This is a genomic window from Nocardioides sp. S-1144 (assembly GCF_005954645.2).
Lineage (GTDB): Bacteria > Actinomycetota > Actinomycetes > Propionibacteriales > Nocardioidaceae > Nocardioides > Nocardioides dongxiaopingii.
Genome location: NZ_CP040695.2, coordinates 880,284 through 906,307, shown reverse-complemented (window position 1 = coordinate 906,307; position 26,024 = coordinate 880,284). Strand labels below are relative to the sequence as shown.

Annotated in this window: 26 protein-coding genes; 7 read left to right on the top strand and 19 right to left on the bottom strand. The window is 73.5% G+C overall.

Going from position 1 to position 26,024, the window contains the following annotated elements:
* Window positions 1–145 precede the first annotated feature (145 nt).
* On the bottom strand, window positions 146–4,996 hold the full coding sequence (locus tag FE634_RS04330; protein ID WP_148240375.1) for an NAD-glutamate dehydrogenase: 4,851 nt from the start codon (window positions 4,994–4,996) through the stop codon (window positions 146–148).
* 66 nt (window positions 4,997–5,062) lie between these two features.
* Entirely contained in the window at window positions 5,063–5,890 is an 828-nt protein-coding gene (locus FE634_RS04325) for a tryptophan 2,3-dioxygenase (RefSeq protein ID WP_137292447.1), read from the bottom strand.
* A 74-nt stretch (window positions 5,891–5,964) separates the two neighbouring features.
* Here FE634_RS04325 and FE634_RS04320 point away from each other — a divergent pair, with 74 nt between their 5' ends.
* Window positions 5,965–6,897, top strand: coding sequence for a hypothetical protein (locus tag FE634_RS04320; protein WP_148240374.1), 933 nt, complete (start codon window positions 5,965–5,967; stop codon window positions 6,895–6,897).
* A gap of 45 nt (window positions 6,898–6,942) precedes the next feature.
* Window positions 6,943–7,413 (top strand): DUF2505 domain-containing protein, encoded by a 471-nt coding sequence (locus tag FE634_RS04315; protein WP_138875193.1) that lies wholly within the window; start codon window positions 6,943–6,945, stop codon window positions 7,411–7,413.
* On the opposite strand, the gene FE634_RS04310 is transcribed toward FE634_RS04315, so the two are convergent.
* From FE634_RS04310 to FE634_RS04295, 4 genes are all read right to left on the bottom strand, one after another.
* Complete coding sequence (locus FE634_RS04310) at window positions 7,398–7,625, bottom strand: hypothetical protein (protein WP_138875192.1); 228 nt, start codon at window positions 7,623–7,625, stop codon at window positions 7,398–7,400. The genes FE634_RS04315 and FE634_RS04310 overlap by 16 nt on opposite strands.
* A gap of 46 nt (window positions 7,626–7,671) precedes the next feature.
* Complete coding sequence (gene pruA / locus FE634_RS04305) at window positions 7,672–9,309, bottom strand: L-glutamate gamma-semialdehyde dehydrogenase (protein ID WP_138875191.1); 1,638 nt, start codon at window positions 9,307–9,309, stop codon at window positions 7,672–7,674.
* 150 nt (window positions 9,310–9,459) lie between these two features.
* Entirely contained in the window at window positions 9,460–9,810 is a 351-nt protein-coding gene (locus FE634_RS04300) for a DUF6912 family protein (RefSeq protein WP_137292442.1), read from the bottom strand.
* On the bottom strand, window positions 9,807–11,258 hold the full coding sequence (locus FE634_RS04295) for a WS/DGAT/MGAT family O-acyltransferase (RefSeq protein WP_148240373.1): 1,452 nt from the start codon (window positions 11,256–11,258) through the stop codon (window positions 9,807–9,809). Before FE634_RS04295 ends, FE634_RS04300 begins: the two co-directional genes overlap by 4 nt.
* Before the next feature lie 131 nt (window positions 11,259–11,389).
* Here FE634_RS04295 and FE634_RS04290 point away from each other — a divergent pair, with 131 nt between their 5' ends.
* Complete coding sequence (locus FE634_RS04290; RefSeq protein WP_137292440.1) at window positions 11,390–11,761, top strand: hypothetical protein; 372 nt, start codon at window positions 11,390–11,392, stop codon at window positions 11,759–11,761.
* Window positions 11,758–13,101, top strand: a complete 1,344-nt coding sequence (locus FE634_RS04285) for a hypothetical protein (RefSeq protein ID WP_246060532.1) — start codon at window positions 11,758–11,760, stop codon at window positions 13,099–13,101. Before FE634_RS04290 ends, FE634_RS04285 begins: the two co-directional genes overlap by 4 nt.
* Before the next feature lie 114 nt (window positions 13,102–13,215).
* Here the strand turns inward: FE634_RS04285 and FE634_RS04280 are convergent, their stop codons facing one another.
* Together FE634_RS04280 and FE634_RS04275 are read right to left on the bottom strand one after the other, a co-directional pair.
* Entirely contained in the window at window positions 13,216–14,457 is a 1,242-nt protein-coding gene (locus FE634_RS04280) for an AAA family ATPase (protein ID WP_138875189.1), read from the bottom strand.
* Window positions 14,457–15,143 carry a hypothetical protein gene (locus tag FE634_RS04275; protein WP_138875188.1) on the bottom strand — a complete coding sequence of 229 codons (687 nt, stop codon included), beginning with the start codon at window positions 15,141–15,143 and terminating at the stop codon, window positions 14,457–14,459. The genes FE634_RS04280 and FE634_RS04275 overlap by 1 nt, the downstream gene beginning before the upstream one ends.
* Window positions 15,144–15,243: 100 nt before the next feature.
* Between FE634_RS04275 and FE634_RS04270 the strand changes: the two genes are divergently transcribed.
* Window positions 15,244–15,495 (top strand): helix-turn-helix domain-containing protein, encoded by a 252-nt coding sequence (locus tag FE634_RS04270; RefSeq protein WP_137292437.1) that lies wholly within the window; start codon window positions 15,244–15,246, stop codon window positions 15,493–15,495.
* Window positions 15,496–15,671: 176 nt separating this feature from the next.
* Here FE634_RS04270 and FE634_RS04265 read toward each other — a convergent pair whose 3' ends face one another.
* Genes FE634_RS04265 through sigE form a run of 3 tightly spaced genes read right to left on the bottom strand, consistent with a single transcriptional unit; the run spans window position 15,672 to window position 18,279 of the window.
* Complete coding sequence (locus FE634_RS04265) at window positions 15,672–17,111, bottom strand: S1C family serine protease (RefSeq protein WP_138875187.1); 1,440 nt, start codon at window positions 17,109–17,111, stop codon at window positions 15,672–15,674.
* 53 nt (window positions 17,112–17,164) lie between these two features.
* Window positions 17,165–17,686 carry a hypothetical protein gene (locus FE634_RS04260; protein WP_138875186.1) on the bottom strand — a complete coding sequence of 174 codons (522 nt, stop codon included), beginning with the start codon at window positions 17,684–17,686 and terminating at the stop codon, window positions 17,165–17,167.
* Entirely contained in the window at window positions 17,683–18,279 is a 597-nt protein-coding gene (gene sigE / locus FE634_RS04255) for an RNA polymerase sigma factor SigE (RefSeq protein WP_246060531.1), read from the bottom strand. Before sigE ends, FE634_RS04260 begins: the two co-directional genes overlap by 4 nt.
* Before the next feature lie 161 nt (window positions 18,280–18,440).
* Here sigE and FE634_RS04250 point away from each other — a divergent pair, with 161 nt between their 5' ends.
* Complete coding sequence (locus FE634_RS04250; protein ID WP_138875185.1) at window positions 18,441–19,100, top strand: O-methyltransferase; 660 nt, start codon at window positions 18,441–18,443, stop codon at window positions 19,098–19,100.
* Window positions 19,101–19,578: 478 nt separating this feature from the next.
* Here FE634_RS04250 and FE634_RS04245 read toward each other — a convergent pair whose 3' ends face one another.
* From FE634_RS04245 to FE634_RS04235, 3 genes are read right to left on the bottom strand one after another with little or no spacing between them, the layout of a single operon-like run.
* A complete protein-coding gene (locus FE634_RS04245; RefSeq protein WP_138875184.1) occupies window positions 19,579–19,917 on the bottom strand; it encodes a hypothetical protein in 339 nt (112 codons plus the stop codon).
* Complete coding sequence (locus tag FE634_RS04240; protein WP_138875183.1) at window positions 19,917–21,521, bottom strand: leucyl aminopeptidase family protein; 1,605 nt, start codon at window positions 21,519–21,521, stop codon at window positions 19,917–19,919. The genes FE634_RS04245 and FE634_RS04240 overlap by 1 nt, the downstream gene beginning before the upstream one ends.
* Complete coding sequence (locus FE634_RS04235) at window positions 21,518–21,685, bottom strand: DUF3117 domain-containing protein (RefSeq protein ID WP_091024313.1); 168 nt, start codon at window positions 21,683–21,685, stop codon at window positions 21,518–21,520. The genes FE634_RS04240 and FE634_RS04235 overlap by 4 nt, the downstream gene beginning before the upstream one ends.
* A gap of 128 nt (window positions 21,686–21,813) precedes the next feature.
* Between FE634_RS04235 and FE634_RS04230 the strand changes: the two genes are divergently transcribed.
* Window positions 21,814–22,620: an enoyl-CoA hydratase/isomerase family protein gene (locus FE634_RS04230; RefSeq protein ID WP_138875181.1), complete on the top strand. Its 807-nt coding sequence runs from the start codon at window positions 21,814–21,816 to the stop codon at window positions 22,618–22,620.
* Window positions 22,621–22,660: 40 nt separating this feature from the next.
* On the opposite strand, the gene FE634_RS04225 is transcribed toward FE634_RS04230, so the two are convergent.
* From FE634_RS04225 to FE634_RS04205, 5 genes are read right to left on the bottom strand one after another with little or no spacing between them, the layout of a single operon-like run.
* Window positions 22,661–23,086, bottom strand: coding sequence for a hypothetical protein (locus FE634_RS04225; RefSeq protein WP_137292430.1), 426 nt, complete (start codon window positions 23,084–23,086; stop codon window positions 22,661–22,663).
* Between the two features lie 13 nt (window positions 23,087–23,099).
* The gene (locus FE634_RS04220; RefSeq protein ID WP_262347571.1) at window positions 23,100–23,486 is read right to left on the bottom strand and encodes a DivIVA domain-containing protein; all 387 of its coding nucleotides are present in this window, start codon (window positions 23,484–23,486) and stop codon (window positions 23,100–23,102) included.
* Window positions 23,483–24,208 (bottom strand): LOG family protein, encoded by a 726-nt coding sequence (locus tag FE634_RS04215; RefSeq protein ID WP_137292594.1) that lies wholly within the window; start codon window positions 24,206–24,208, stop codon window positions 23,483–23,485. Before FE634_RS04215 ends, FE634_RS04220 begins: the two co-directional genes overlap by 4 nt.
* Window positions 24,208–25,275 (bottom strand): succinyl-diaminopimelate desuccinylase, encoded by a 1,068-nt coding sequence (gene dapE, locus FE634_RS04210; protein ID WP_138875180.1) that lies wholly within the window; start codon window positions 25,273–25,275, stop codon window positions 24,208–24,210. Before dapE ends, FE634_RS04215 begins: the two co-directional genes overlap by 1 nt.
* A 34-nt stretch (window positions 25,276–25,309) precedes the next feature.
* Complete coding sequence (locus FE634_RS04205) at window positions 25,310–25,987, bottom strand: VOC family protein (RefSeq protein ID WP_138875179.1); 678 nt, start codon at window positions 25,985–25,987, stop codon at window positions 25,310–25,312.
* Window positions 25,988–26,024: the final 37 nt, after the last annotated feature.

Below are 26,024 nucleotides of genomic sequence, written 5' to 3'. Positions count from 1 at the left end.
CGAGCGATTCGCGGCAATTGCACGGGCAGGGTGGGCAGGGCGGCCAAGGGCGCGCAATTGCCGCGATCGGCTCAGGTTCGGACGTCGGAACCGAGCCATTCGCGGCAATTGCACGGGCAGGGCACCCGACTCCAGGGCGTGGAGGTCAGGCGAGCAGGCTGCGGACGACGCGCAGGCCGACCGACATCCGGGCCAGGTCGACCTCGCCGTCGGCGCAGATCTGGGCGACGGTCTCGGCGGCGCGGGTGACGCGGACGTCGTCGCCGTCCTCCCAGGCCGCGATCCGGTCGGCGGCCGGGTCGTCGGCCGCGCTGTCGGCGAGCACCTGGGCGGTGAGCTGGGCGTGCACCGAGTGGAGGTCGTCGCGCAGGGTCGCGCGCGCCATGGTCTGCCACTGGTCGTCGCGCGGCAGGGTCAGGATCTGCTGCACCAGCAGCGGGAGGCCCAGCCGCTCGGCGAGCGCGAAGTGCACCCGGGCGACGTCGGCCGGCTCGAGGCCCTCACGGCTCGCGATCTCGATCACGTTGAGCAGCTGGTAGGCGGTCGGGAGCATCGCGACGCGGGAGGCGAGGTCCTCGGGCACCTGGCGCTCGACGAGGGCGGCGCGCCGCTGCTCGTAGGAGGCCAGCTCGCTGCCGACCAGGAGGTCGGGGAGCTCGGTCATCGCGGCCTGCATCGGGCCGGAGAAGGTGTCCACCAGCCCCTGGCTGTCGAGCGGGGGACGCCGGTTGGTGATCAGCCAGCGCGACCCGCGCTCGACCAGCGTGCGCATCTCGATGCGCATGTGGGTCTGCACGGCGGCGTCGAGGTCGTTGTCGTAGGTCGCGATCTCCTCGCGCAGCGCCAGGGAGCCGAAGATCTCGCGGGCCACGAAGTTGGCGCGGGTGAGCTCGGCGGCGCTGGCCCCGGTCTCGCCGGCCAGCCGCGGCCAGTAGGTCATGCCGGCGCCGTTGACCAGGTCGTTGACGACCTGGGTCACGATGATCTCGCGGCGCAGCGGGTGGTCGACGATGCGGTCGGCGAAGCGCTCGCGGACCGCCGTCGGGAAGTAGCTGCGCAGGTCGAGGTCGAGGTACGGGTCGTCAGGCAGGTCGGAGTCGATCAGCTCGGTGGCCAGCACGATCTTGGTCCAGGCGAGCAGCACCGACAGCTCGGGGACGCTGAGCCCCTCGCCGCGCTCGATGCGGCGGCGCACCTGCCGGCTGGTCGGGAGCGCCTCGAGCTCGCGGTTGAGGACGCCGTCGCGCTCGAGCCGCTTCATCCACGACTCGTGGACGTGCAGCAGCGGGACGGCGTTCGAGTCGGCGTTCGCGAGAGCCAGGTTCTGCTCGTAGTTGTCGCGCAGCACCAGCCCGGCGACCTCGTCGGTCATCTCGGCCAGCACGGCGTTGCGGTGCTTCTCGGTCAGGTCGCCGGAGGCCACGACCCGGTCGAGGAGGATCTTCAGGTTCACCTCGTGGTCGGAGGTGTCGACGCCGGCGGAGTTGTCGATGAAGTCGGTGTTGACCCGGCCGCCGTTGCGGGCGTACTCGATGCGCCCGAGCTGGGTCATGCCGAGGTTGCCGCCCTCTCCCACGCACCGGGCCCGGAGCTGGCCGCCGTCGACGCGGATCGGGTCGTTGGCCTTGTCGCCGGCGTCGCCGTGGGTCTCCTCGGCGGACTTCACGTAGGTGCCGATGCCGCCGTTCCACAGCAGGTCGACGGGCGAGAGCAGGATCGCGCGCATCAGCTCGGCCGGCGTCATCTTCTCGACGCCGTCGTCGATGCCCAGGGCCGCGCGGATCTCGGGGGTGAGGCGGATCGACTTCGCCGAGCGGGGGAAGACGCCGCCGCCGGCGGAGATCAGCGACGCGTCGTAGTCCTGCCAGCTCGAGCGGGGCAGCTCGAAGAGGCGCCGGCGCTCGGCGAAGGAGGCCGCGGCGTCGGGGTCGGGGTCGATGAAGATGTCGCGGTGGTCGAAGGCGGCGACCAGCCGGATGTGCTCGGAGCAGAGCATCCCGTTGCCGAAGACGTCGCCGGACATGTCGCCGACGCCGGCGCAGGTGAAGTCCTCGCTCTGGCAGTCGACGCCCATCTCGCGGAAGTGCCGCTGGACCGACACCCACGCGCCGCGGGCGGTGATCCCCATCGCCTTGTGGTCGTAGCCGACCGAGCCGCCGCTGGCGAACGCGTCGCCGAGCCAGAACCCGTAGGACTTCGCGACGCCGTTGGCGATGTCGCTGAACGTCGCGGTGCCCTTGTCGGCGGCCACGACGAGGTAGGAGTCGTCACCGTCGTGGCGCACCACGCGCTCGGGCGGCACGGTCACGCCGTCGACGAGGTTGTCGGTGACGTCGAGCAGTCCCGAGATGAACGTCTTGTAGCAGGCGATGCCCTCGGCCAGCCACGCGTCGCGGTCGACCGAGGGGTCGGGCAGGTGCTTGGCGAAGAAGCCGCCCTTCGCGCCGACCGGCACGATCACGGTGTTCTTGACCATCTGGGCCTTGACCAGCCCCAGCACCTCGGTGCGGAAGTCGTCGCGGCGGTCGCTCCAGCGAAGCCCGCCGCGCGCGACGGCGCCGAAGCGCAGGTGCACGCCCTCGACCCGGGGCGAGTAGACGAAGATCTCGTAGGCCGGCCGCGGCTCCGGGAGGTCGGGGATCGCCGACGGCTCCAGCTTGAGGGAGATGAAGGTGTGCGGCCCCCCGGCGGAGGTGAGCTGGAAGTAGTTGGTGCGCAGCGTCGCCTGCACGTGGGTCAGGTAGGACCGCAGGATCCGGTCGTGGTCGAGGCTCGCGACGTCGTCGAGCGCGGCGAGGATCTGCTGCTCGACGCCGGCCTCCTCGGACCGGTCGCGGTCGGGGTCGAAGCGCGCCTCGAACAGGTCGACCAGCATCCGGGTGATGTCGACGTTGGAGGAGAGTGCGTCCTCGATGTAGTCGAGGGCGAACGGCGTCCCGCCCTGCTTCATGTACTTCGCGTACGCGCGCAGCAGCGCCGCCTGGCGCCAGGTGAGCCGGGCGCCGAGGACGAGGGCGTTGAAGCCGTCGATCTCGGTGTAGCCGTCCCAGACGGCGCGGATCGCGTCCTGGAAGAGGACCCGGCCCTCCTCGGGGAGGGTGCCGGGGTAGCGCAGCCCGAACTCGTAGATGTGCGAGGGCCGCTCGACGCCGGTCAGCGTGTAGGGACGCTCGTCGACGACCTCGACGCCCATCGAGCTCAGCATCGGCAGGATCTGGCTCAACGACAGGGGCGAGCCGATCCGGTACAGCTTGAGGCGCGCCTCGCCGCGGCCGGCGTCGACGTCCTGGTAGAGCGAGTGGTCGATGCCCTCGTCGCCGTCGATGCCCTCGAGCCGGCCGAGGTCGACCGAGGCGACCCGGGGCGGGAAGTCCTCCTTGTAGGCCTCGGGGAAGGAGTCGAGGTAGCGGCGTCCGAGGATCGCGCCGACCTCCTCGCCGTACTCGGCGATCACGGCCGAGGTGAAGTCGTCGCGCCACGACCGGGAGGCCTCGGCGAGGCGGCGCTCGAGGTCGGCGGTGTCGATGTCGGGGATGGACTCCCCCGCCGGCTGGTGGACCACGAAGTGGACCCGCGCGGTCGTGGACTCGTTGATCCGCACGTTGAACTCGACGTCGTCGGCGCCGAGGCGGTCCTTGAGGATCTGCACGAACCGCTCGCGCACGCCGGTGTTGTACCGGTCGCGCGGGAGGTAGACGAGCACCGAGACGTAGCGGCCGTAGGTGTCCTTGCGGATGAACATCCGCACCGCGCGGCGCTCGCGCGCCTGCATGGCGGCCTCGGCCAGCGGCCCGAGCTCCTCGATCGGGGTGTGGAAGAGGTCGTCGCGCGGGTAGGTCTCGAGGGTGTCGAGCAGCGCCTTGCCGGCGTGGCTCTGCGGGTCGAACCCGCTGCGGTGCAGGACCGCCTGCACCTTCTCGCGCACCAGCGGGATGCGCAGCAGCGACTCGGTGTAGGCGGCGCTGGAGAAGAGACCGAGGAAGCGGCGCTCGCCGGTGACCTCGCCGTCGTCGCCGAAGGTCTTCACGCCGACGTAGTCGAGGTAGGCGCGGCGGTGCACGGTCGCGCGCGAGTTGGCCTTGGCCAGCACCAGCAGGGTCTTCTCGCGGGCCTTGGCCTTGACCGGGTCGGGCAGCCGGCCGAACGACTCCGAGAGGTGCTGGTCGGAGCGCAGGATGCCGAGCCCGCTGCCGGGGACGGCGCGCAGGACGTCGTCCTCGACGCCGTCGACCTCGGCCCGGTCGAGGGTGTACTCGCGGTAGCCGAGGAAGGTGAAGTGGCCCTCGGCCAGCCAGGTGAGCAGCTCGCCGGACTGGCGCAGCTCCTCGGGGTCGAGCGGCGGCGGGTCCTCGCGCAGCTCGGCGGTGATGGCCGCGACCCGCTCGTTCATCTTCGCCCAGTCCTCGACGGCCTCGCGGACGTCGCGCAGGACCCGCTGGACGTCCTCGACGATCGTCGCCGGGTCGTCGTCCTCGCGCAGGCGGTCGATCTCGACGTGCATCCACGACTCGCGGATGCGGCCGTCGTCGGGCTCGGAGGCGCCGTCGGCGACCGGCGTCACCGACACCAGCTCGCCGGTGAGGGTGCGCTCGACGTCGAAGTTGGGGTGGACGACGAGGTGCACGTCGCGCAGCTGGCGACTCAGCTCCATGGTCAGCGAGTCGACGAGGAACGGCATGTCGTCGACGACGACCTCGACCACCGAGTGGCCCCCCGCGCTCCAGCCGTGCTCGGCGGAGACGGGCGTGACGACGCGGACCTGGGCGGTGCCCTGGGCCCGGACGTCGGCGAGCTTGTAGTGCGAGGCGAGGGTGCCGTACACGTCGGCGTCGGAGCGGTCGAGGACGTCCTCGGGCGCCACGTGCCGGAAGTAGGCCTGCAGGAGACCGTGCACGTCGTCGTGCGGCGGCCCTCCGCTCCCCTTGCCGTGCTTCGCCAGGTCGGCGGCCTTCGCCAGGAGCTCGGCCTTGTCTGCATCGTGCGTCGTCGTTGACACGCAGCCCAACCTAGAGGCCGCCGACGAGGGCCACAACCGCCGGGGTGGGTGTCGCGCCGGGCGCTCCTAGAGCATGCTGCGGACGTCCCAGAGGACCGGGTAGTACTGCAGCGGGAGCCGTCCGCGCAGGTACGCCGAGCCGCTCGAGCCGCCCGTCCCGGACTTCGCGCCGATCATCCGCTCGACCATCACCACGTGCCGGGCGCGCCAGCTGGCGGCGAGCTCGTCGTGCTGCAGCAGGGCCTCGGCCAGGGCCCAGACCGCGGCGTGCCGGTCGCGGTCGTGGGCGGCGGTGCGCACCGCGTCGGCGACCTGCTCGTCGTCGTCCGCGGGCAGGCCCCGGGCCCGCAGCACGGCGACGAAGGCGTCCCACAGCGTCGGCTCGTCGAGCCGCGCGCGCAGCCGCGCCTGCTCGTCGTCGGTGAGCCCGCGGAAGCGCCGCAGGTAGGCCGGGTCCTTGGCGCCGGAGAGGAACTCCAGCTCGCGGAACTGCACGCTCTGGAACCCGCTGGCCGGCGCGAGCCGCTGCCGGAACTCCAGGAAGTCCTGCGGCGTCATCGTCTCCAGGACGTCGACCTGGTGCACCAGCACCCGCTCGATGACGTGGACCCGGGCCAGCAGGTGCTGGGCGCGCCACAGGCCCGAGGCCGGGTCACCCTCGGCTGCCGCGGCGAGCATCGTGTCGCGCGCGGCGACGACCTCGTGGAGGAGCTGCTTGAACCACAGCTCGTAGACCTGGTGGATCGTGATGAAGAGCAGCTCGTCGTGGGCCGGCGGGTCGGACTCGAGGTGCTGGGCGTCGAGCAGGACGGGAAGCCGCAGGTAGCTGCCGTAGGTCAGCTGCGCGCCCTGCTCGCCGAAGGAGACGAACTGCTCGCGGTTCTCGTCGCTCATCCGAGCAGCCAACCACGTCCACCCGGAGGTTCGTCGCCGGACCGGCCCGGACGCCGTGGGATGCTCCGGGGGCCATGAACCGCACCCCCACCCGCTCCCGTCCCCGGCGTCCGGCCGTCGCCACGATCCTCGTCCCGCTCCTCGCGACCGTGCTGGTCGCCTGCGGCTCCGAGGCCGACGACGAGCCCGCCCCCGCGCCGTCCGCGGGCCCGAGCAGCACCGACGCGCCCCCCACGGACGACGCGACCACGGGCGGTCCCACCGGGGGCGGTCCCACCGGGGGCGGGTCCACCGGGGAGGCCGACCTCGGCGCGGCGACCGAGGCCCTCGAGACCGCCGACACCGGTCGCTTCCGGCTCTCGCTCGACAACGCCGGCGAGACGCTGCAGACCAAGGACGGCATCTACCGGCTCACCGACGGAGCGTCCTACAGCACCACCGTGGTCATCCGCGCCGACCAGAGCGTCACCACCCGCACCCTGGCCGTCGACGGCGTCGTCTACACCCAGGTCGACCAGCCCGAGGGCGTCGCCTTCGACCAGTGCTGGATCCGCTACGACCAGGAGACGCTGCGCGAGCTCAGCCCGGGCTACGAGGGCGGGGCACCGCCCAACGAGGTCACCACGCTCCTCGGGGCCAGGATCGACGGCGACCGGGTCACCGCGCCGCTCGACGACGTCGTCGGCTCGCTCGGCACCCGCTTCCTGCAGATCCTCGGCCTCGGGGCCGGCGGGTCCGGGGAGACCCCGATCGAGGTGGCGATCCAGGACGGCGTCCCGGTCGGGTGGCGCACCACCTTCGCCGACCTGGTCGCGAGCTCCACCGCCGCCGGGAACACCCCCGTCGACGGCGTCGACTCGGTCGGGGCCGCCCAGCTGGTCGTCAACCTGAGCGAGCTCGGCTCGCCCGTCGACCTCACCGCCCCGCCCGCGCGGCTGCAGGTGCCCTTCGACCGTGACGTCCCCACGCTGGAGGACGCCGTGCGCACCTGCGAGTCGCGCACCTGAGGCGTGTCCCGGACCGCGGCGCCGCCGTCCCGGCATGATGGGGTGATGGCCAAGTCGATCCGTCACGAGATGCCCTACGACGCCCCGGTCGAGGCGGTGGCAGCGATGCTCACCGACCCGGCCTTCCGCGAGGAGGTGTGCCGGGCCCAGGGCGCGGTGCGCCACCAGGTGAGCGTCGAGGGCACCACGGTCACCATCGACCAGTGGCTGCCGACGGCCGGCGTCCCGTCGTTCGCGAGGAAGATCGTCGGCGACGAGACCAACATCGTCCAGGTCGAGCGGTGGGACACCCCGTCGCGCGGCGACATCGAGGTGTCCATCCCCGGCAAGCCCGGCGACATGAGGGGTTCCGCGGTCCTGGTGCCCTCCGGCACCGGCACGCTCGAGACCGTCGAGCTGACCGTGAAGGTCTCGATCCCGCTCGTCGGCGGCAAGCTCGAGGGCCTGATCGCCGACCTGCTGCTCAAGGCCCTCAAGGCCGAGCACCGGACCGGGATCGCCTACCTGTCGCGCTGAGGTCGCTCCGCCGCCGCACCCTCGGCACCACCCTCGGTCCCGTCCTCGCCCTGGACCTCGGCCTCGGTCCCGGCCTCGGCCGGGTCCGCGGCGGCGTCCGCGCGTCGGCGCAGCCAGACCACGATCGCGAGGACGACGAAGGGCCCGAACGCCAGGACCAGCGTCAGGGCCTGCTCGACGGGGTGCAGGGGCCCCAGGTGCAGCGGTGTCATCACCGACGATTGTGCCGCACCCGGGGCCTGCCGCTCGTGCTCGGGCTCAGCCCTCGGCGTCCATGTGCGGGTAGCGGTGGTCGGTCGGCGGCACGAACGTCTCCTTGATCGAGCGCGGGGAGGTCCAGCGCAGGAGGTTGCTCGCCGCGCCGGCCTTGTCGTTGGTGCCCGAGGCCCGGCCGCCGCCGAACGGCTGCTGGCCCACGACGGCGCCGGTCGGCTTGTCGTTGATGTAGAAGTTGCCGGCCGCGAACCGCAGGTCGCGCCGGGCGTCGGCGATCGCCTGGCGGTCCTGGGCGATGATCGCGCCGGTCAGGGCGTAGGACGCGATGCTCTCGAGCTGGGTGAGCACCTGGTCGTAGGACCGGTCCTCGTAGACGTGCACGACGAGGATCGGGCCGAAGTACTCGGTCGAGAACATCTCGTCGGCCGGGTCGGTCGAGGCCACGACGGTCGGGCGCACGAAGTACCCGACGGAGTCGTCGGTCTGGCCCCCGGCCAGCGTCGTCAGGTGGTCGTTGCCGGCGACCCGCGCGATGGCCGTGCGGTGCTTGGCGAAGGCGCGGTCGTCGATGACGGCGCCCATGAAGTTCGACAGGTCGGTGACGTCGCCCATCGTGAGGCTCTCGACGTCGTGGAGGAGCTGGTCCTTCATCTTGTCCCACACCGAGCGGGCGACGTAGGCACGCGAGGCCGCCGAGCACTTCTGGCCCTGGAACTCGAAGGCGCCGCGGATCATCGCCACGCGCAGCACGTCGGGGTCGGCCGAGGGGTGGGCGAGGATGAAGTCCTTGCCACCGGTCTCGCCGACGATCCGCGGGTAGGACCGGTAGGAGGCGATGTTCTCGCCGACGGTGCGCCACAGGTGCTGGAAGGTCGGGGTCGAGCCGGTGAAGTGGATGCCGGCCAGGTCGGGGTGGGTGAGCGCGACCTTGGAGACGTCGAGGCCGTCGCCGGGCAGCATGTTGATGACGCCGGGCGGCATGCCGGCCTCCTCGAGCAGCTCCATCGTCAGCGACGCCGCCAGCTGCTGGGTCGGGCTCGGCTTCCACACGACGGTGTTGCCCATCAGGGCCGGCGCGGTGGGCAGGTTGCCGGCGATCGCGGTGAAGTTGAACGGCGTGATGGCGTAGACGAAGCCCTCGAGCGGACGGTGGTCGGTGCGGTTCCAGATGCCCGGCGAGTTGGCGATCGGCTGCTCGGCGAGGATCTGCTTGGCGTAGTGGACGTTGAAGCGCCAGAAGTCGATGAGCTCGCAGGCGGCGTCGATCTCGGCCTGGAAGGCGGTCTTGGACTGCCCGAGCATCGTGGCGGCGTTGATCCGCTGGCGCCACGGCCCGGCCAGGAGGTCGGCGGCCTTGAGGATGATCGCGCAGCGCTCGTCGAACGGCATCCGCTGCCAGGGCAGCGCGGCGTCCTTCGCGGCCCCGACCGCCTCCTCGGCGTCCTTGGTCGTGGCGTTCTTCAGCGTGCCGAGCACGTGCTGGTGGTCGTGGGGCTGCACGACGTTGACCTCGGCGCCGCCGCCGTCGCGCCGGCGCCCGCCGACGTGGGCGGGGAACGTGTGCTGGCGGCTCTCGAGCTTCTCGATCTCGACGACCAGGGCGGCCCGTTCGGGGCTGCCCGGCGCGTAGGTCAGGTTGGGCTCGTTGGTGGGAGCCGGAGGGGTGGTGATCGCGTCCATCCCGCGACTGTACTGAGCGCGTGCCGCGCTGCCGAGTCGCCGGCTCGACCGACGACCGACGGCGCCGGGACCGCTCGACCTCGTCCCTCGGTCGTGCCGCTCGGTCGACGACCGACGACGCCGCTGGTCCTCGTTCCTCGGACCGCGGCGTCACCCCAGCAGGTCGGGGACCTCCTGGGTCGCGTACCAGGCCAGGTCGTCGTCGGGGTCGGCGTCGGCGGGGCGGTCGGCGGCGTCGGCGTGGACGGCGAGGACGCGCTTGAGCGGCACCGGGTGCCCGGCGGTCGGGTCGGCCACCTCGGCGACCACGACCACGCGACGTCCGGGTCCGGCGAGCAGCTCGGCCGAGACGTCCGCGGCGGTCATCAGGGCGGCGTACTCGGACTCCTCGTCCTCGCCCTCCGCGACGACGACGGCGTCGGCGTCGGGCACCGGGACGGCGCCGGCCGACCACGCGTCGCGCAGCCGGTCGAGGGTGGTCGGGAGGTAGACCCGGGTCACGACGTGCCGCCCTCGGAGGGCCGCCGCGACGACGGGCGCCTGCGCCCGCGCGGTGCCCGGGTGGCGGTCGTGGTCGAGAGCAGCTCGTCGAGCGCCTCGCGCAGGCAGGTGCCGAGCAGGTCGGCGTCCGGCAGCTGGTCGCGGTCGGCGTTCATCCCGTAGAAGACCCGGCCGTCGTAGGAGGTGACGCCGATCGCGAGCGGGTGGTCCTCGAGCAGGGGCGGCACCGGGTAGGTCGCGATCATCCGGGCGCCGGCGAGGTAGAGCGGGGTCTGCGGCCCGGGCACGTTGGTGACGCAGAGCTGGTAGCCGCGGCGGACCTCCGTGGCCGCCACCCGCGCGCCGATCGCGTGGAACGTCGTCGGGGCGAAGCCGGCGATGCCCGCGATCCGGTTGGCGGCGACGCCGCGGCCCGTGTCGGCGTGGGCCTGGAAGGAGTAGGACACCTGGTGCAGCCGGACCAGCGGGCTGGCCTCGCCGATGGGGAGGTTCACGTAGTGCGGGGCGATCTGGCCGAGCGAGGTCGCCTCGAGCTCCTCGTCGACCACCGAGACCGGCACCAGGGCGCGCATGTGCCGGGCGCCGCCGAGCGGCTCCCCGCGCGTCATCAGCCAGGCGCGCAGCCCGCCGGCGATGGTGGCCAGCACGACGTCGTTGACCGTGCCGCCGTGCGCGTCGCGGATCCGGCGGTGGTCGGCCAGCTCGGTGGCGACGGTGACGACGCGGCGCTGCTGCGAGAGCGGGCCCTCCATCGCGCGGCGTCGCGGACGGCGTCCGGTGAGCGCGTCGGCGACGACCTTGGCGCGCGACGACGCGCGCTCGGCGGTCCGCAGCACCGAGCCGGTGGTCACCGAGACCGTGTCGACGAACGTGGCCGGCGCGGTGACCGAGTCGCGGACGGCGCCCGCCACCAGCCGCAGCGCCGACGGGACCGAGCGCGGCGTCCAGTCGTCGGGCTCCAGCGGCCTCGGCTCGGCCACGGCGTCGAGCAGCAGCTGCCCGAGGTCGACGGTGTGGACGCCGTCGACGAGCGCCTGGTGCGACTTCGTCAGCAGCGCGAACCGGCCCTCGGCGAGCCCCTCGACGACGTAGATCTCCCACAGGGGTCGGCTGCGGTCGAGCCGGCGCGACACGATCCGCGCGACGAGCTCGCGCAGCTGGTCGTCGGAGCCGGGACGCGGCAGGGCCGAGCGGCGCACGTGGTAGCCGAGGTCAAAGTGCTCGTCGTCGACCCAGACCGGGGTCGCCAGGCGCCCGGGCACCTCGACGAGGCGCTGGCGGTAGCGCGGCACGAACGAGATGCGGTCGCTGACGATCTCGAGCAGGCGGGCGTGGTCGAAGCCTGCCGGGCCTGGCTCGAAGACCTCGACCGTGGCGTTGTGGCGCGGCGCGACGACGGTCTCGGCGGTGAGGAAGGCCAGGTCCCTGGCCCGCAGGCGTTCGACCACGACACGTCCTCTCCCGACCGGTCCCCCGGGCGGCCCGGCGGCTCCCGGGCTTGTCCCTCGTGGGATTCTGGCAGAGAGGCCCCCGCCGCGGGGCAGCAGACCGTGCCGTCCCATCGCTCGAAGGTGTTCTCTTGACCGGCTCCACCACCCGCCGAGGCGCAGCCGCGACCGCCGTCCTCGCCCTGCTCCTGACCACCTCCGCCTGCGGCGGTGACGACGGGGGCGGCAGCACCGAGGTCAAGGTCATCGAGGTGACCCTCGAGGCCGGCGCGGTCACCCCCGACGGCGACCGGATCGACGTCGACGTGAACCAGCCGATCGACCTCGTCGTCACCGCCGACGAGCCCGGCGAGCTGCACCTGCACTCCTCCCCCGAGCAGACCTTCGAGTTCGAGGCGGGCGAGAACGCCCCCATCGAGCTGCAGTTCGACCGGCCGGGACTGGTCGAGCTCGAGCTGCACGAGCCGGCGTCCCTGCCCGTGCTCGAGCTGCAGATCTCGTGATCCCGCCCACCGGCCAGCTCGGGGGCGACCTGTCGGCGCACGGCATCGGGGGGCAGCAGGACCTCCCCATCTCCCTGGGCCTGGCGATCGCGGGCGCGGTCGCCGCGCTGGTCGTCTCCTTCACCATCCTGGCCGTGGCCTGGCGCAAGCCCCGCTACGACGCCGCGACGAGCGGCCGTCCCGCCCCCGAGGCCGTCCAGCGGCTGGTGGCGCACCCGGCGTTCGCGATCGCGCTGCGCGTGTTCGGCATGGTGCTGTTCCTCTACACCGCCTTCGTCGCGCTCTTCGGCGTCGACAAGGTCATCAACCCCATCTTCGGCATCTTCTTCGTGTGGCTGTGGGTCGGCATCGTGCCGATGTCACTCCTCCTCGGACCGTTCTGGAAGGCGATCAGCCCGGTCCGCACGATCAACCTGCTCCTCGCCAGGGTCGTCGGCAGCGACCCCGACGAGGGCCTGCACCGCTACCCCGACCGGCTCGGCTACTGGCCGGCCGCCGTGGGGCTCTACGCGTTCGTGTGGTTCGAGCTCGTCTACCCCTACATGTCCGACCTCAGCCCGGTGCGCTTCTGGTGTGCCGTGTACGTCGCCGCGATGCTGCTCGGCGGGGCGCTGTACGGCAACCGGTTCTACGAGAACGCCGACCCGTTCGAGGTCTACTCCACGCTCGTCGGGAAGCTCTCGATCTGGGGTGAGCGCGACGGCGTCCTGCTGGTGCGCAGCCCGCTGGCGAACGTCGACAGCGTCCGCGTGGCCCCCGGGCTCGTCGCCGTCGTCGGCGTGCTGGTCGGCAGCACCGGGTTCGACTCGTTCGGCGAGTCGCCGACCTGGGTCCGCTTCCTCCAGGGCACCCAGGTCAGCGGCTACCTGCTCGACAACCTGGCGCTGCTCGGCTTCTGCCTGGCAGCGACCGGCATCGTCGCGGTGGCGTCCATGCTGACCGGCGTCCACACCGACCAGCGGCGCAGCGACCTGCCCAACCTCTTCGCGCACTCGATCATCCCGATCGTCGTCGGGTACGTCGTCGCGCACTACCTCAGCTACTTCGTCGAGGTCGGCTCGCGCTACCTCGTGCTGGCCAGCGACCCGCTCAGCAACGGCGCCGACATCCTCGGCACCGGCGGCTGGACCGGCATCGTCTGGCTGGGCTACCACCCGACCCTGCTGGCCAACCTCAAGGTCGGCGCCGTCGTCGTCGGCCACGTCGTCGCCGCCGTCGTCGCCCACGACCGCGCGCTGCGCCTGCTCCCCGCGCGCCACCAGCTCACCGGCCAGCTGCCGATGCTCTTCGCGATGGTCGGCATCACCAGCGGCGGACTCTTCCTCCTCTTCTCCAGCTGACGCTGACCCGTCGCTGATCAGCGACGGGTCAGCGGGAATCTCGCGGCGACCCGTCAGTGATCAGCGACGGGTCAGCCAGGACTTCGCGGTGACCCGTCAGTGATCAGCGACGGGTCAGCGGGGGTTGAGGGAGTCGACGAGGACGGCGACCGCGCGGGTCAGGGGCGACTCGCCCGACTCGAGCAGGGTGCGCCCCGCGACCAGGGCACGGTCGACCGCGACCCGGTCGTCGGGGAGGAAGTGCAGGCCCGCGATGCGGCCGAAGCCCGCGACCATCCCGGCGATGTCCTTCTCCGACCAGCCGAGCGAGGGACGCATCCGGTTGACGACGACGCGCACCGGCCGCGGCGGCCCGGTGTCGAGCACGACCCGCAGGTCGACCAGGGCGCGGGCCAGGCGGGAGAGCCCGACCGGGTCGGCGCCCCCGACGACCAGCACCTCGTCGGCGACGTCGAGCGCGCCGAGGGTCAGCTGGTTGCGGGACGGACGGGCGCCCAGGTCGAGCGCCGCGTCGCCCTCGAGGCTGAACCCGGTGTCGACGACCACCTCCCCCTGCCCGCGACCGAGCTCGAGGAGGTGCTCGACGGTGCCGGGGCGGACCTCGCTCCACCGGTCGGGACGGGGCAGGCCCGTGACCACCGACAACCGCGGGTCGAGCGCGCGCTGCACGGTCGTGAACCGCTCCCCCAGCTCGCCCGCGGTCGCGAGCCGTGCGGCCGAGAGCAGCCCCGAGACCTCGTCCATGATGCCCAGCTGCTGGCCGACGGTGCCGCCGTACGGGTCGGCGTCGACGAGCATCGTGCGCCGCCCGCGGCGGGCCAGCTCGGCGGCCACGGCGGCGGCGACCGTGCTGCGTCCCGGCGCCCCGGCCGGTCCCCACACGACGACCACCCGTCCGGCGGGGCCGCCGGGGGCGCTCGGCACGAGGTCGGTGTCGGGCAGCGACGACGACGTCGGCCCGGCCGCGTCCGGGGGGCCGGCCGGCGGCGGGCCGAGGGTCGCGGGGGCGTCGGCGGCCAGGACGGCGTCGGGCAGGGTCGCGACGGCCGAGACGGTCACGACGGTGGCGATGCCGATCCGCGACGCCCGCACCCGCCCGGCGTCGCGCTGGTCGTCGGGGACGACGGCGACCGCCCGGACGCCGTGGTCGTGCAGGCGGGCGACCGCGGCGGCGTCGAGCCCGCGGGACTCCAGGCCGAGGACGGCGACCTGCGCCTGGCCCGCCGAGGCCGCGGCCAGCAGGTCGTCGACGTCGACGCAGCGCTTGAGCACCACGGTGCGGGGGTGCTCGCCCAGGGCCGTCAGCGCCGGTGACTCCCACGCGGCGCCGGCGGCGACCACGAGGACGACGATCATCAGCCGACCTGGGCCAGGGAGACGACCGGCGTGCCGAGCGAGCCGAGGAGCCCGTAGAAGGCGCCCACCTCGTCGTCGGGGACGGCCAGCTCGACCTGCCGCTCACCGCTGGGCGCGAAGCCGTCCTCGGTGGGCGGGGCGGCGACCACCGTCACGCCCTCGAGCGCCGGCTCGCCCGCGTCGCGCCGCACCCGGGCGTCGAGCGCGGCGTCGCCGGTGACGTAGACGTCGACGACGGCCCCCGGCCCGACCCCGCTCGGCACCAGCAGCGGCGTGACCGCCAGCGACACCGTGACGGTGCCCGCGTCGTCGGTCGTGCCGATCGCCGAGCGCGGCAGCAGCTCGCCCCCGCCGAGGCCGCGGAGCACGGTGAGGTCGTCGGGCAGCTCGTCGTCGACGGTGAAGTAGCGGGTCAGGTCCTCGTCGTCGGCGAAGCGCACCCGCCGGGCCACCAGCCCGTCGGGATCGAGCCGCTCGCCGACCCCGGCGTCCTCGGCCACCGCCCACACCTGGACGGTGTCGTCGGCGTCGGCGAGCACGCGCGCCCCGACCACGACCGAGGCCGCGACGATCGCGACGCCGACCCACAGCCGCGGGTCGCGCCAGCCTGGTGAGGACGACCGGACGGCGGGCGGCACCGGGCCGCGCGCGCCGAGGTCGTCAGGACTCCCGAGTTTCCTGGACACGCCGACATTGTGAGCCCGCCCGGCCGGATCGACCAGCCCCTCGTCCACAGCCCTGCCGGGAGGGTGACGACGAGCAGCGGGGAGGTGCGACGATGGGCGCATGGCCGGCACCCCGCGCTTCCTCACCCTCGCCGACGTGGCCGAGGTGCTCAGCACCTCCAGCGCCCAGGTCTACGCGATGGTGCGCCGCGGCGAGCTCGAGGCCATCAAGATCGGCGGACGCGGCCAGTGGCGCGTCGAGGCCTCCAAGCTGGAGGAGTACATCGCCCGCGCCTACACCGACACCGCGACGTTCGTCGCCGAGCACCCGTTCGTCGAGGCCGAGGAGGACGGCTCCCGCCTCGGGGGCTGACCCGGCGAACGCCGGCGAGCGCCGGCGGGCGCCGGCGGGCGCCACCGCGGGCCTCGCGAGGCTTCCCGGGCTCTCCCACCGGGTCTCGACGCGTCGGTTCACGCGCTCCGCAGGCTCAGCGCGTGACTCCTTGCTCGACCACCGTTGTCGACCCGGACCTCGTTCCTCGGTCCGGCTCAACCCACCTCGGAGTCGAGGGTGATCGACGCGGTGCGCTCCTTGCCGTCGCGGACGAAGACGAAGTCGACGGTGTCCCCGGGCTGGTGGGTGCGGATGTTGACGATCAGCGAGATCCCGTCGACGACGCGCATGCCGTCGACCTCGACGACGACGTCGCCGTCCTCGAGCCCGGCGTCGTCGGCCGGCGTCCCGTCGGTCACCTTGGAGAGGAAGGCGCCGGAGACGCCGGTGCCGCCGTTGCCGCCGACCTGGGCGCCGATGACCGGGTAGCGGGCCTCGCCGGTCTGGAGGATCTGGTCGGCGGTGATCCGGACCTGCTCGACCGGGATCGCGAACCCGACGCCGATGTTGCCGGCCTCGCCGTTGGTGGCGCCGCCCGACGTCGCGATGGCCGAGTTCACCCCGACGACCTGGCCGCGCAGGTTGACCAGCGGGCCGCCGGAGTTGCCGGGGTTGATGGCCGCATCGGTCTGGACGGCGTTGATGTAGGAGGAGTCGTCGCCCGGCGTCCCGGTGGTGACGGGGCGGTTGAGGGCGCTGACGATGCCGGCGGTGACGGTGGCGCTGAGCCCGAGCGGCGAGCCGATGGCCACGACGCCGTCGCCGACGCGCAGCCCCTCGGTGGTGCCGAGCGCGGCCGGCTCGAGGTCGGCGTCGTCGGGCACCTGGAGCACCGCGATGTCGTAGACCGGGCTGCGGCCGACGATCTCGGCGTCGTAGGTGTCGCCCTGCTGGTCGACGACCTGGACCGGGCCGTCGTTCTCGGCGGCCGACTCGACGACGTGGTTGTTGGTGACGATGTGGCCGTCGACGTCGATCACGAAGCCGGAGCCCGTGGCCCCCTGCGGGTTCCCGTCGAGCTCGGCGATGATCTGCACCGTGCTCGGCAACACCGCCTCGGCGACCGCGGTGACGCCGCCGGTCTCGACCGGCGGCAGCTCGACGATCGCGTCGTCGTCGAGGCCGGCGTAGCGCTCGGGCGCGCTGTCGTCGGCGGCCTGGTCGTGGACGGCCGCCCCGGCGATGCCGCCGAGGAGCCCGACGACGAGAGCGATGACCGCGACCACCGGCCAGATCCAGCCGCTGGGCCGCGAGGAGCGGGCGGGGATCGGGCCCGGGCCGAGCGGCATCGGGTACGTCGTGCCGGCGTAGTCGTGCCACGGCCGGTCGGGGGCGGCGGGCAGCGGTCCGGACGGCGGCGTCCACTGCGGCACGGGACCCTGCGCGGGCCCCGGCACCGGACCGGGGACGGGTCCGGGCACGGCGTCCGTCACCGGGACGGCGTCGCCGGCGGGGTCGGCGACGTGCCGCCCGGCGTCGAGCGACAACGGCAGGGTCGCCTCGGCGCCGGAGTCAGCGCCGGGGTCGGTGCCGGGGTCGGTGTCGGCGTCGAGGCCGTCGTCGGCGCTCGTCGGGCCCGGCTGGTGGTCGTTCACCGCACCATCATCCCCTGTGCCTGGTGAGGGGTCCTCACTCGGAAGGAGGTCGTTCAGCCCGGCAGCCGTGACGGCAGCTTCACCGGCAGCCGCGCGGGGCTCGGGTTCGGCGAGGAGACCGGGCTGGCCGGCACCTGCTGGTAGCGACGGTCGAACGACGGGGCGTCGGCCGGCGCCGTCCCGAGGGCCAGGACGCCGAGCACGGCGGCCCCCACGGCGCCGCCGCCGAGCGCGGCCATCCCGACCGTGCGGCGGGCCCGCGGGCGGTGGGCGCCCGGGTGGTCGCCGTCGGACAGCGCGTCGTGGTGGGCGAACATCCCGAGGCCGGAGGGGCGCAGGTAGCAGTCGCCCGGCGGCATCCCGAGCAGAGCACCCTTCAACCGGTCGGGGGCGCAGCGGTTGTCGTCGACGTCGAGGGCGAGCGTGGAGAGACGGGTCTTGACCCAGCCCTCGCGCTCGACGTCGTCGCGGCACTGGTGACAGGTGTGCACGTGCGACCAGGCGGCCTCGGTCTCGGCGGCCGAGAGCTGGCCGTCGAGCAGGTCGCTGACGCGGCGTCCGAGGTGGGCGCTCACGAGACGTCGCCGATCGCCACCGGGGCGGTCACCGGCGCGGCCGGACCGGAGTAGCGGGCGCGCCCGGCCGCCGGGGCGCGGTGCGCCAGGGCCTTGCGGAGCATCGCGCGACCGCGGTGGATGCGGGAGCGGACCGTGCCGAGCTTGGCGCCGAGGATGGAGGCGATCTCCTCGTAGGTGAGGCCCTCGACGTCGCACAGGACGACGGCGACGCGGAAGTCGGGCGGCAGCGTGGCGAGCGCCTGCTCGACGTCGTCGTCGAAGGTGCGGTCGGCGTAGGCCGTGTCGGGCGCCGGCGAGGCGCTGGTGAGGCGGTCGACCCGCTCGTCGGAGAGCGCGTCGAAGCGGATCCGCTGCTTGCGCCGAGCCTGGTCGAGGAAGAGGTTGGTGGTGATGCGGTGCAGCCAGCCCTCGAAGGTGCCGGGCGTGTAGGTCGACAGCGACCGGAAGACCCGGACGAAGACCTCCTGCGTGAGGTCCTCGGCGTCGGGCCGGTTGCCGGTGAGGCGGTAGGCCAGCCGGTAGACCCGGTCGGAGTGGCGCTCGACGATCTCGTCCCAGGTGGGAACCTCTGTGTCGACGACCTCGCTCATGGTCGCGCCCCGATCCTTGGTCTTCCGTGGTGCCCTGCGGCTGGTGGCCATCTGTCCTCACACGCTAGAGGTCCCTGCTGAACGTTCCCTGTGAGCAACCAACGAGCGACCGACGGCCGGTGTTCCCGGCTCCGGGCCCGCGGTGGCGATAGCGTTCGACCATGCCGAGCACCGCACCCCTCTCGACCGCCAGCTGGACCTTCGCCGAGAACTACGTCGCCGAGGACGCCGTGCTCGCCGCCGCCCGCGAGCGGGCCACCGAGGTCGGCGTCACGCCGATCGGCACCGGTGGCGGCGCCGCGCTGCGCTTCCTGGCCTCGGTGCTGGAGGCTCGCTCGGTGGTCGAGATCGGCACCGGCACCGGCGTCTCGGGGCTGTGGCTGCTGCGCGGCATGCGCCCCGACGGCGTCCTGACGACGGTCGACCTCGAGGCCGAGCACCAGCGCCTGGCCCGCGAGGCGTTCACTGCGGCCGGGTTCGCCAGCCAGCGGGTACGCACGATCCCGGGCGCGGCGCTCGACGTCCTCCCCCGGCTCACCGACGGCCACTACGACATCGTCTTCGCCGACGGCGACAAGACCGAGTACGGCAGCTACCTCACCGAGGCGCTGCGCCTGCTGCGTCCCGGCGGCGTCGTCGTCTTCGACAACGCGCTGTGGCACGACCGCGTCGCCGACCCGTCGCGGCGCGACGAGGAGACCGTCGCCGTGCGCGACCTGACCCGCCTGGTCGCCGAGCACGAGAGCCTGGTCCCGGTCCTGCTGCCCGTCGGCGATGGCCTGCTGCTCGCCAAGAAGGAGTGGGTCCAGGAGCAGGACTGAGCTAACCGCCCGAGCCTGCGAGGGCAGGTCAGCTCGTTGGCCGTCGGGCAGGCGGCGCGACCGGGGCACGAGGTCGCGGCCCGTGTGTCGAGACGTCCGGCCCGCCGAGGCAGGGTCTTCGAGGCCTGCGGTTTCGTCGGCGCTCGCTGGCGCTCGCTTGCTCAACCTCCGGCGGATCCGGAGCGGTTTCGTCGGCGCTCGTGGCGCTCGCTTGCTCAACCTCCGGCGGATCGGGACCGGTTTCGTCGGCGCTCGCTGGCGCTCGCTTGCTCAACCTCCGACGTGCTCGACCGGTTTCGTCGGCGCTCGCTTGGCGGATCGGGACCGGTTTCGTCGGCGCTCGCTGGCGCTCGCTTGCTCAACCTCCGACGCACTCGACCGGTTTCGTCGGCGCTCGCTGGCGCTCGCTTGCTCAACCTCCGGCAGTTTCGTCGGCGCTCGCTTGCTCAACCTCCGCCGCGACGGCCTGTTGCCGACCTCAGGCGCGGGCGGCGGGCTGGAAGCCGTCCCAGCCCTCGGCGACGGCGACGACCTCGGACTCCTCGACGGTGACCGGCAGGCTGCCGATCATCCGGGTGCCGGGGGCCTCGGCCATGGTGTCGACGAAGGCCTGCTGGAACTCGGCGCGGTCGGCGTCGGTGGTGAAGACGTAGAACCCCTCGAACCACTCGCCGGGACGGACCCGCCAGACCTTGTAGCGCAGGCCGGGCATCCCGGTGAAGCGGGCGTGGGAGGTCCCGGCGACGAACGCCGCCAGCTCGCTCTCGACGCCGACGGGCGCGTCGGCGAGCGACCAGCGGATCGTCAGGGAGCGCATCAGGCGCCGACGCCGGCGAGCGGGTCGTGGTCGCCGAGCCAGGTCAGCAGCGCGCGGGCGCCGAAGCCGGAGGGGCCCTCGGTCCACTCGTAGCGGTCGTCGGGCACGTCGCCGACCGAGGCGATGTCGAGGTGCGCCCACGGGAGCCCGCCCACGAAGTGCTGGAGGAACAGCGCGGCCATCACGGCACCGGGCCCGCTGGGACCGTTGTCGGCGTCGGCGACCTTGGAGGCGAGCTTCTCCTCGTAGCCGGCGAAGAGCGGCAGCCGCCAGAACGGCTCGCCGGCGCTGGTGCCGGCGTCGAGGAGGTGGCCGGCGAGGGCGTCGTCGTTGGCGAAGAGCGCGCCGACCTGCTGCCCCAGCGCGACCTTGGCGCCGCCGGTGAGGGTGGCGACGTCGACCACGACCGCGGGGTCGAGCTCGGCGACGGCGTAGGCGAGGGCGTCGCCGAGCACCAGGCGGCCCTCGGCGTCGGTGTTGGTGACCTCGGAGGTGCGACCGCCGTAGTGACGCAGGACGTCGCCGGGGCGGGTGGCGCTGCCGGAGACGGCGTTCTCGGCGGCCGGCACCAGACCGACCACCCGGACCGGGCAGCCGACCGCGCCGAGCGCGGCCATCGCGGACAGCACGACGGCGCCGCCGGTCATGTCGCGCTTCATCGCGACCATGCCCTGGGCGGGCTTGATGGAGATGCCGCCGGTGTCGAAGGTGATGCCCTTGCCGACCAGGACGACGGTGGGGGTCTTCCTCGTGGCGCCGGGCGGGCTGTAGTCGAGCCGGATCAGCCGCGGCGGGGTCGCGGAGCCCTGGCCGACGCCGATGATGCCGCCGAAGCCCTCGGCGCGCAGCTGCTCGTCGTCCCAGACCCGGCAGGTGAGCCCGGCCTCCTCGGCGATCTCCTCGGCCCGCGCGGCGAGCCAGGCGGGGTTCTTGAGGTTGGACGGCACGGTCGCCAGGGTGCGGGCCCGCCAGGCGGCGCCGCCGAGGGCGAGGGCCCGGTCGAGGGCCGCGGCGTCGACGTCGGCGGCGTGCTCGGGCAGGCCGGCCAGGACGACGCTGCGCACCGGCACGTGCTCGGGCGGGCGCGAGCGCCAGCTGAAGGAGAACGAGCCGAGCATCAGCCCGACGACGGCGGCCTCGATGCCGTGCTCGGCGTCGAGCGCGGCGATCGTGGTCGCCACGGCGTCGCGGTCGCGGACGACGCGCGCCAGCGTGGCCGCGGCGCGCCGCAGGTCGGTGGGGCTCTGCCCACCCACGCCGAGCAGGACGACGGCGCGCAGGTCGGCGTTCTCGGGCGCGCCGAGCGGCACCGGGACGACGAGGGACTCCCCGACGGCGCCGGTGAGCCCGGCGGCCTCGGCGATCGCCACCAGGTCGAGGTCGAGCAGCTCGGCCAGCTCGGCCGCGCCGGGACCGAGCAGCGGCGCATCAGCGCCGTCGGCCCCGTCCGCACCCCCGTCCGCACCGTCGGCCGGCAGCACCGGCAGCGCCACGACGTCGACGCCGACCAGCGCGTGCAGCGGCACGTGGGTGAGCGCGACCTGCGGCGGCGAGACCTGGGGCGGCAGGCTCGGAACGGTCGGGACCCGAGACGCCCGACTCACCCGACGACGTTCTTGAGGGCGTCCCCGAGGGCGCCGGCCTCCTCGGCGTTGAGCTCGACGACGAGCCGGCCACCGCCCTCGAGGGGGACCCGCATCACGATGCCGCGCCCCTCCTTGGTGACCTCGAGTGGACCGTCACCGGTGCGGGGCTTCATGGCCGCCATGCGGCACCTCTTCCTGTCGAACGAGGAGCGCAGTCCGACACTGCCGCTCACGTGCTCGCTCATTATCCCCCATGAGTGGCACCGGCCGCAGCCCCGACCTGCAGGTTGGCGGTGGCAGACTCCCCTGCATGCCCGCCGACACCGCCGATGCACCCGTGCTCCTCGACCTCACCGACGGGGTCGCCACCATCACGATCAACCGTCCCGGGGCGATGAACAGCCTCGACGTGGCGACCAAGGAGCTGCTGCTGGAGACGGTGCGCCGGGTCGCGGCCGACCCGGCCGCCCGGTGCGTCGTGCTCACCGGCACCGGCCGCGCCTTCTGCACCGGCCAGGACCTCAAGGAGCACGTCCGGATCCTCCGGTCGGGCGACAGCGCGCAGCTCTTCGACACCGTCGAGGCGCACTACAACCCGATCGTCACGGCACTCGCGGGCATGGAGAAGCCCGTCATCGCCGCCGTGAACGGCGTCGCGGCCGGCGCCGGCGCGTCCCTCGCCTTCGCCTGCGACCTGCGGGTGGTCGCCGACACCGCCGGCTTCAACCTCGCCTTCGCCGGGGTCGCGCTCTCCTGCGACACGGGGGCCTCGTACCACCTGCCCCTGCTCGTCGGGCGCGCCCGGGCGATGGAGCTGCTCTACTTCCCGCGCACCGTGGGCGCCGAGGAGGCCCTGGCCCTGGGGCTCGCGACGTCCGTCGTCCCGGCCGACGGGCTCGACGCCGAGGTCGCCTCGCTGGCCACCCGGCTCGCCGCCGGCCCGACGGTCGCCTTCGGCGCGATGCGTGCCGCGGTCGCCCACGCCGCCGGCCACTCGTTCGAGGAGGCGCTCGCCTTCGAGGCCACGATGATGAACCGCACCGGCGCGACCGCCGACCACCAGGCCGCCGTCGCGTCCTTCCTCGCCAAGGAGAAGCCGGTCTTCGAGGGCCGCTGAGCCCGACCCGGCGACCCGCCGAACGGCGTCGGCGGGCGGGTCAGACCGCCTTGACCAGGTAGGCGTAGGTGAAGACGCCGACGGTCACCAACATGCCGACGTGGGCCAGCACCGACAGCCCGGGCCCGCTCGACCAGGAGTCCTCGAGGCTGCCCGCCGCGTGCCGTCCCCGGGCCGGGAGCCAGCGCGCGAGGATCAGCAGGCCGGCGAGCGCGACGATCCACCAGAGCACGAGGGCGACCAGGCCGAGCAGGGTGACGGCGTCCTCGCCGAGCGCGTCGGCGCCCGCGAGGAAGGTCAGCCAGGCCACCAGCGCGAGGGCGCCGGCGACCGTGTGGACGCCGAGCGGTGCGCGGGCGACGTCGACGCGGCCGGCTCCCCCGCGCGAGCGCCCGAGCCTCAGCCGGGTGAGCGCCACCGCGACGGCGGCGAGGCCGGTGAGCACGTAGACGACGAGCGGGGACACGGGTCGCAGTGTCTCACCCGGCCGGCGGGGCGTCCTCCCGGCGCTCCGGCGCGAAGCCGTGCTCGTCGAGCTTGGCGCCGGTCGCCCCGTCGGTCGACCCGTCGGCCCTCGCGTCGGCCGACCGGTGCACCGGGTCGGGCGACCCGTTGTCGGGGGCGGGCGCCTCGAGCTGCGAGGCCAGTCGCGACAGGAGCTCGTCGACCTCGGCCATCCGGTAGCCGCGCAGCGCCGCGGGGAACCGCACCCGGCGCAGGTCGCGGCCCGTGAGGTCACCGTGCGCCGGCACGAAGAGGTCGGGGCTGTCGTCGTGCTCGACGCTCATCGGGGCACCGCGCCCGGCCGCGACCAGGGCGATCGCGCCCATCACGAGGACGACCACGACGACGAAGACCCAGGTCACGACGCGTCCCGGGCCGCGACCATCAGCGCGACCGCCTCGTCGACGTCGTCGGTGACGACGAACCGGTCGAGGTCGGACGGCGAGATCTTGCCGTCGGCCAGGACGGTGTCGCGCAGCCAGTCGACCAGCCCCGACCAGTACGCCGTGCCGAGCAGCACCACCGGGAAGGCGGTGACCTTCTGGGTCTGGGCCAGGGTGAGCGCCTCGAACAGCTCGTCGAGGGTGCCGATCCCGCCCGGCAGCACGACGAAGCCCTGGCTGTACTTGACGAACATCGTCTTGCGCACGAAGAAGTAGCGGAAGTTGATGCCGAGGTCGACCCACTCGTTGAGCCCGGACTCGAAGGGCAGCTCGATGCCGAGCCCGACGCTGACGCCGCCGGCCTCGGTGGCGCCCTTGTTGGCCGCCTCCATCGCCCCGGGCCCGCCGCCGGTGACGACGGCGAAGCCCTCCTCGACGAGCCGGCGGGCGACCTGCTCGCCCTGGGCGTAGGCCGGGTCGGTGGCCGGGGTGCGCGCCGAGCCGAACACGCACACGGCCGGTCCGAGGTCGGCCAGGGCACCGAAGCCCTCGACGAACTCGGCCTGGATGCGCAGCACCCGCCAGTAGTCGGTGCTGGTGTCGAGCCGGGCCCGGTGGTCGAGCAGCCGCTGGTCGGCGGTGGTGCCCTCGCGCTGGGCGCGCCGCTCGACGATCGGGCCCTTGATCCGCGCCTTGACCATCAGAGGCCGCCCAGCCAGCCGCGCAGCTGCTGCTCGCAGCGCTCGATGTGCTCGACCGGCACGAACTCCTCCTGCTTGTGGGCGAGCATCGGGTCGCCGGGTCCGAAGTTCACCGCCGGGACGCCGAGGACGGTGAAGCGGGCGACGTCGGTCCAGCCGAACTTGGGGTTCACCACGCCACCGACGGCGGCGATGAAGTCGCGGGCGGCGGGGCGGTCCAGGCCCGGGAGGGCGCCGGGCGCGGTGTCGGTGAGGCGGACGTCGTAGCCCTCGAAGAAGTCGCGGACGAACGCCTCGGCGTCGGCCTCGCTGCGATCGGGGGCGAAGCGGAAGTTCACCTCGACGACGCACTCGTCGGGCAGCACGTTGCCGGCGACGCCGCCGCGGATGAACACGGCGTTGAGGCCCTCGTGGTACTCCAGCCCGTCGATCACCGGCCGCCGCGCCTCGTAGTCGTTGAGCCGCGCCAGGACGCCGGCCGCGCCGTGGATGGCGTTGACGCCCCGCCACGACCGGGCCGAGTGCGCCCGCTCCCCCGTCGTGCGGACCTCGACGCGCAGGGTGCCCTGGCAGCCGGCCTCGACCACGGCGTCCGAGGGCTCCATCAGGATCGCGAAGTCGGCCTGCATCAGGTCGGGGTCGGACTGCGAGAGCTTGTTGAGGCCGTTGAACTCGGAGTCGATCTCCTCGGCCTCGTAGAGGATGTAGGTGACGTCGCGCACCGGCTCGGGCACGGTCGCGGCCAGCCGCAGGATGACGGCGTCGCCGCCCTTCATGTCGCAGGTGCCGAGGCCGTGCAGCAGGCCGGTCTCCTCGTCGAGCCGGCTCGGCAGGTTGTCGTTGAGCGGCACGGTGTCGAGGTGACCGGCGATGACGACGCGCTCGTCGCGGCCGAGGTCGGTGCGGGCCACCACGGTGTTGCCGCGCCGGACGACGGTGAGGTGCGGCAGCGTCGTCAGCGCGCGCTCGACGGCGTCGGCGATCGCCTGCTCGTTCCTGCTCACCGACTCGATGTCGACGAGGGCGCGGGTGAGGGTGACGGCGTCCAGGGTGAGGTCCAGTTCCACGGGCCCAGTCAATCAGCCCCCCGGAACCGGCCGGTCAACGCGGAGCGAACACGCAGAACTCGTTGCCCTCGGGGTCGGCGAGCACGCTCCAGCGCGGCTGGTCCCAGAGCCGGGTGGCGCCGGCGGTGAGGAACTCCTCGACGCTGCCGCGCACGTCCCAGTGGATGCGGTTCTTGACGGTCTTGGGCTCGGGCACCGGCTGGAAGACGAGCGAGTCGAACGCCATGCCGGGCACGTCCTGGATCCGCCACCACGGCTCGCCGTCGTTCTCGACGCCGACACCGAACCGCGCGGCCCACCAGCGGGCGATCCGCTCCGGGTCCGCGGCGTCGACCACGACCTCGTGGACGCGGTAGTCGGGCAGGTCCTGGTCCGCTGCGCGCACGAACGCGCAGAGCTCGCCGCCCTCGGGGTCGGTCAGCACGGTCCAGTGCGGCAGCTCCTGGACGACGGTGGCGCCGGCGGCGACGAGGTCGTCGACCGCGCGCACGTGCACGTCGAGGTGCACCCGGTGCTTGACGGTCCTCGGCTCGGGGACGGGACACAGCGCGATGCCCTGCCCGGGCGCGCCGACCAGGTCGTCGGGCTCGTTCCCCGGGCCCGACCACGGCTGGCGCGTCAACCCGGCCGCGGTGGACCAGAACGACGCCATCGCGTCGTACGACGCCGGGTCGTGCACGTCGAGGCAGAGCTCGAGCCAGGAGGCGGTCATGGGCACGACTGTGCCGGGGCGCCGGGACGACGTCCAC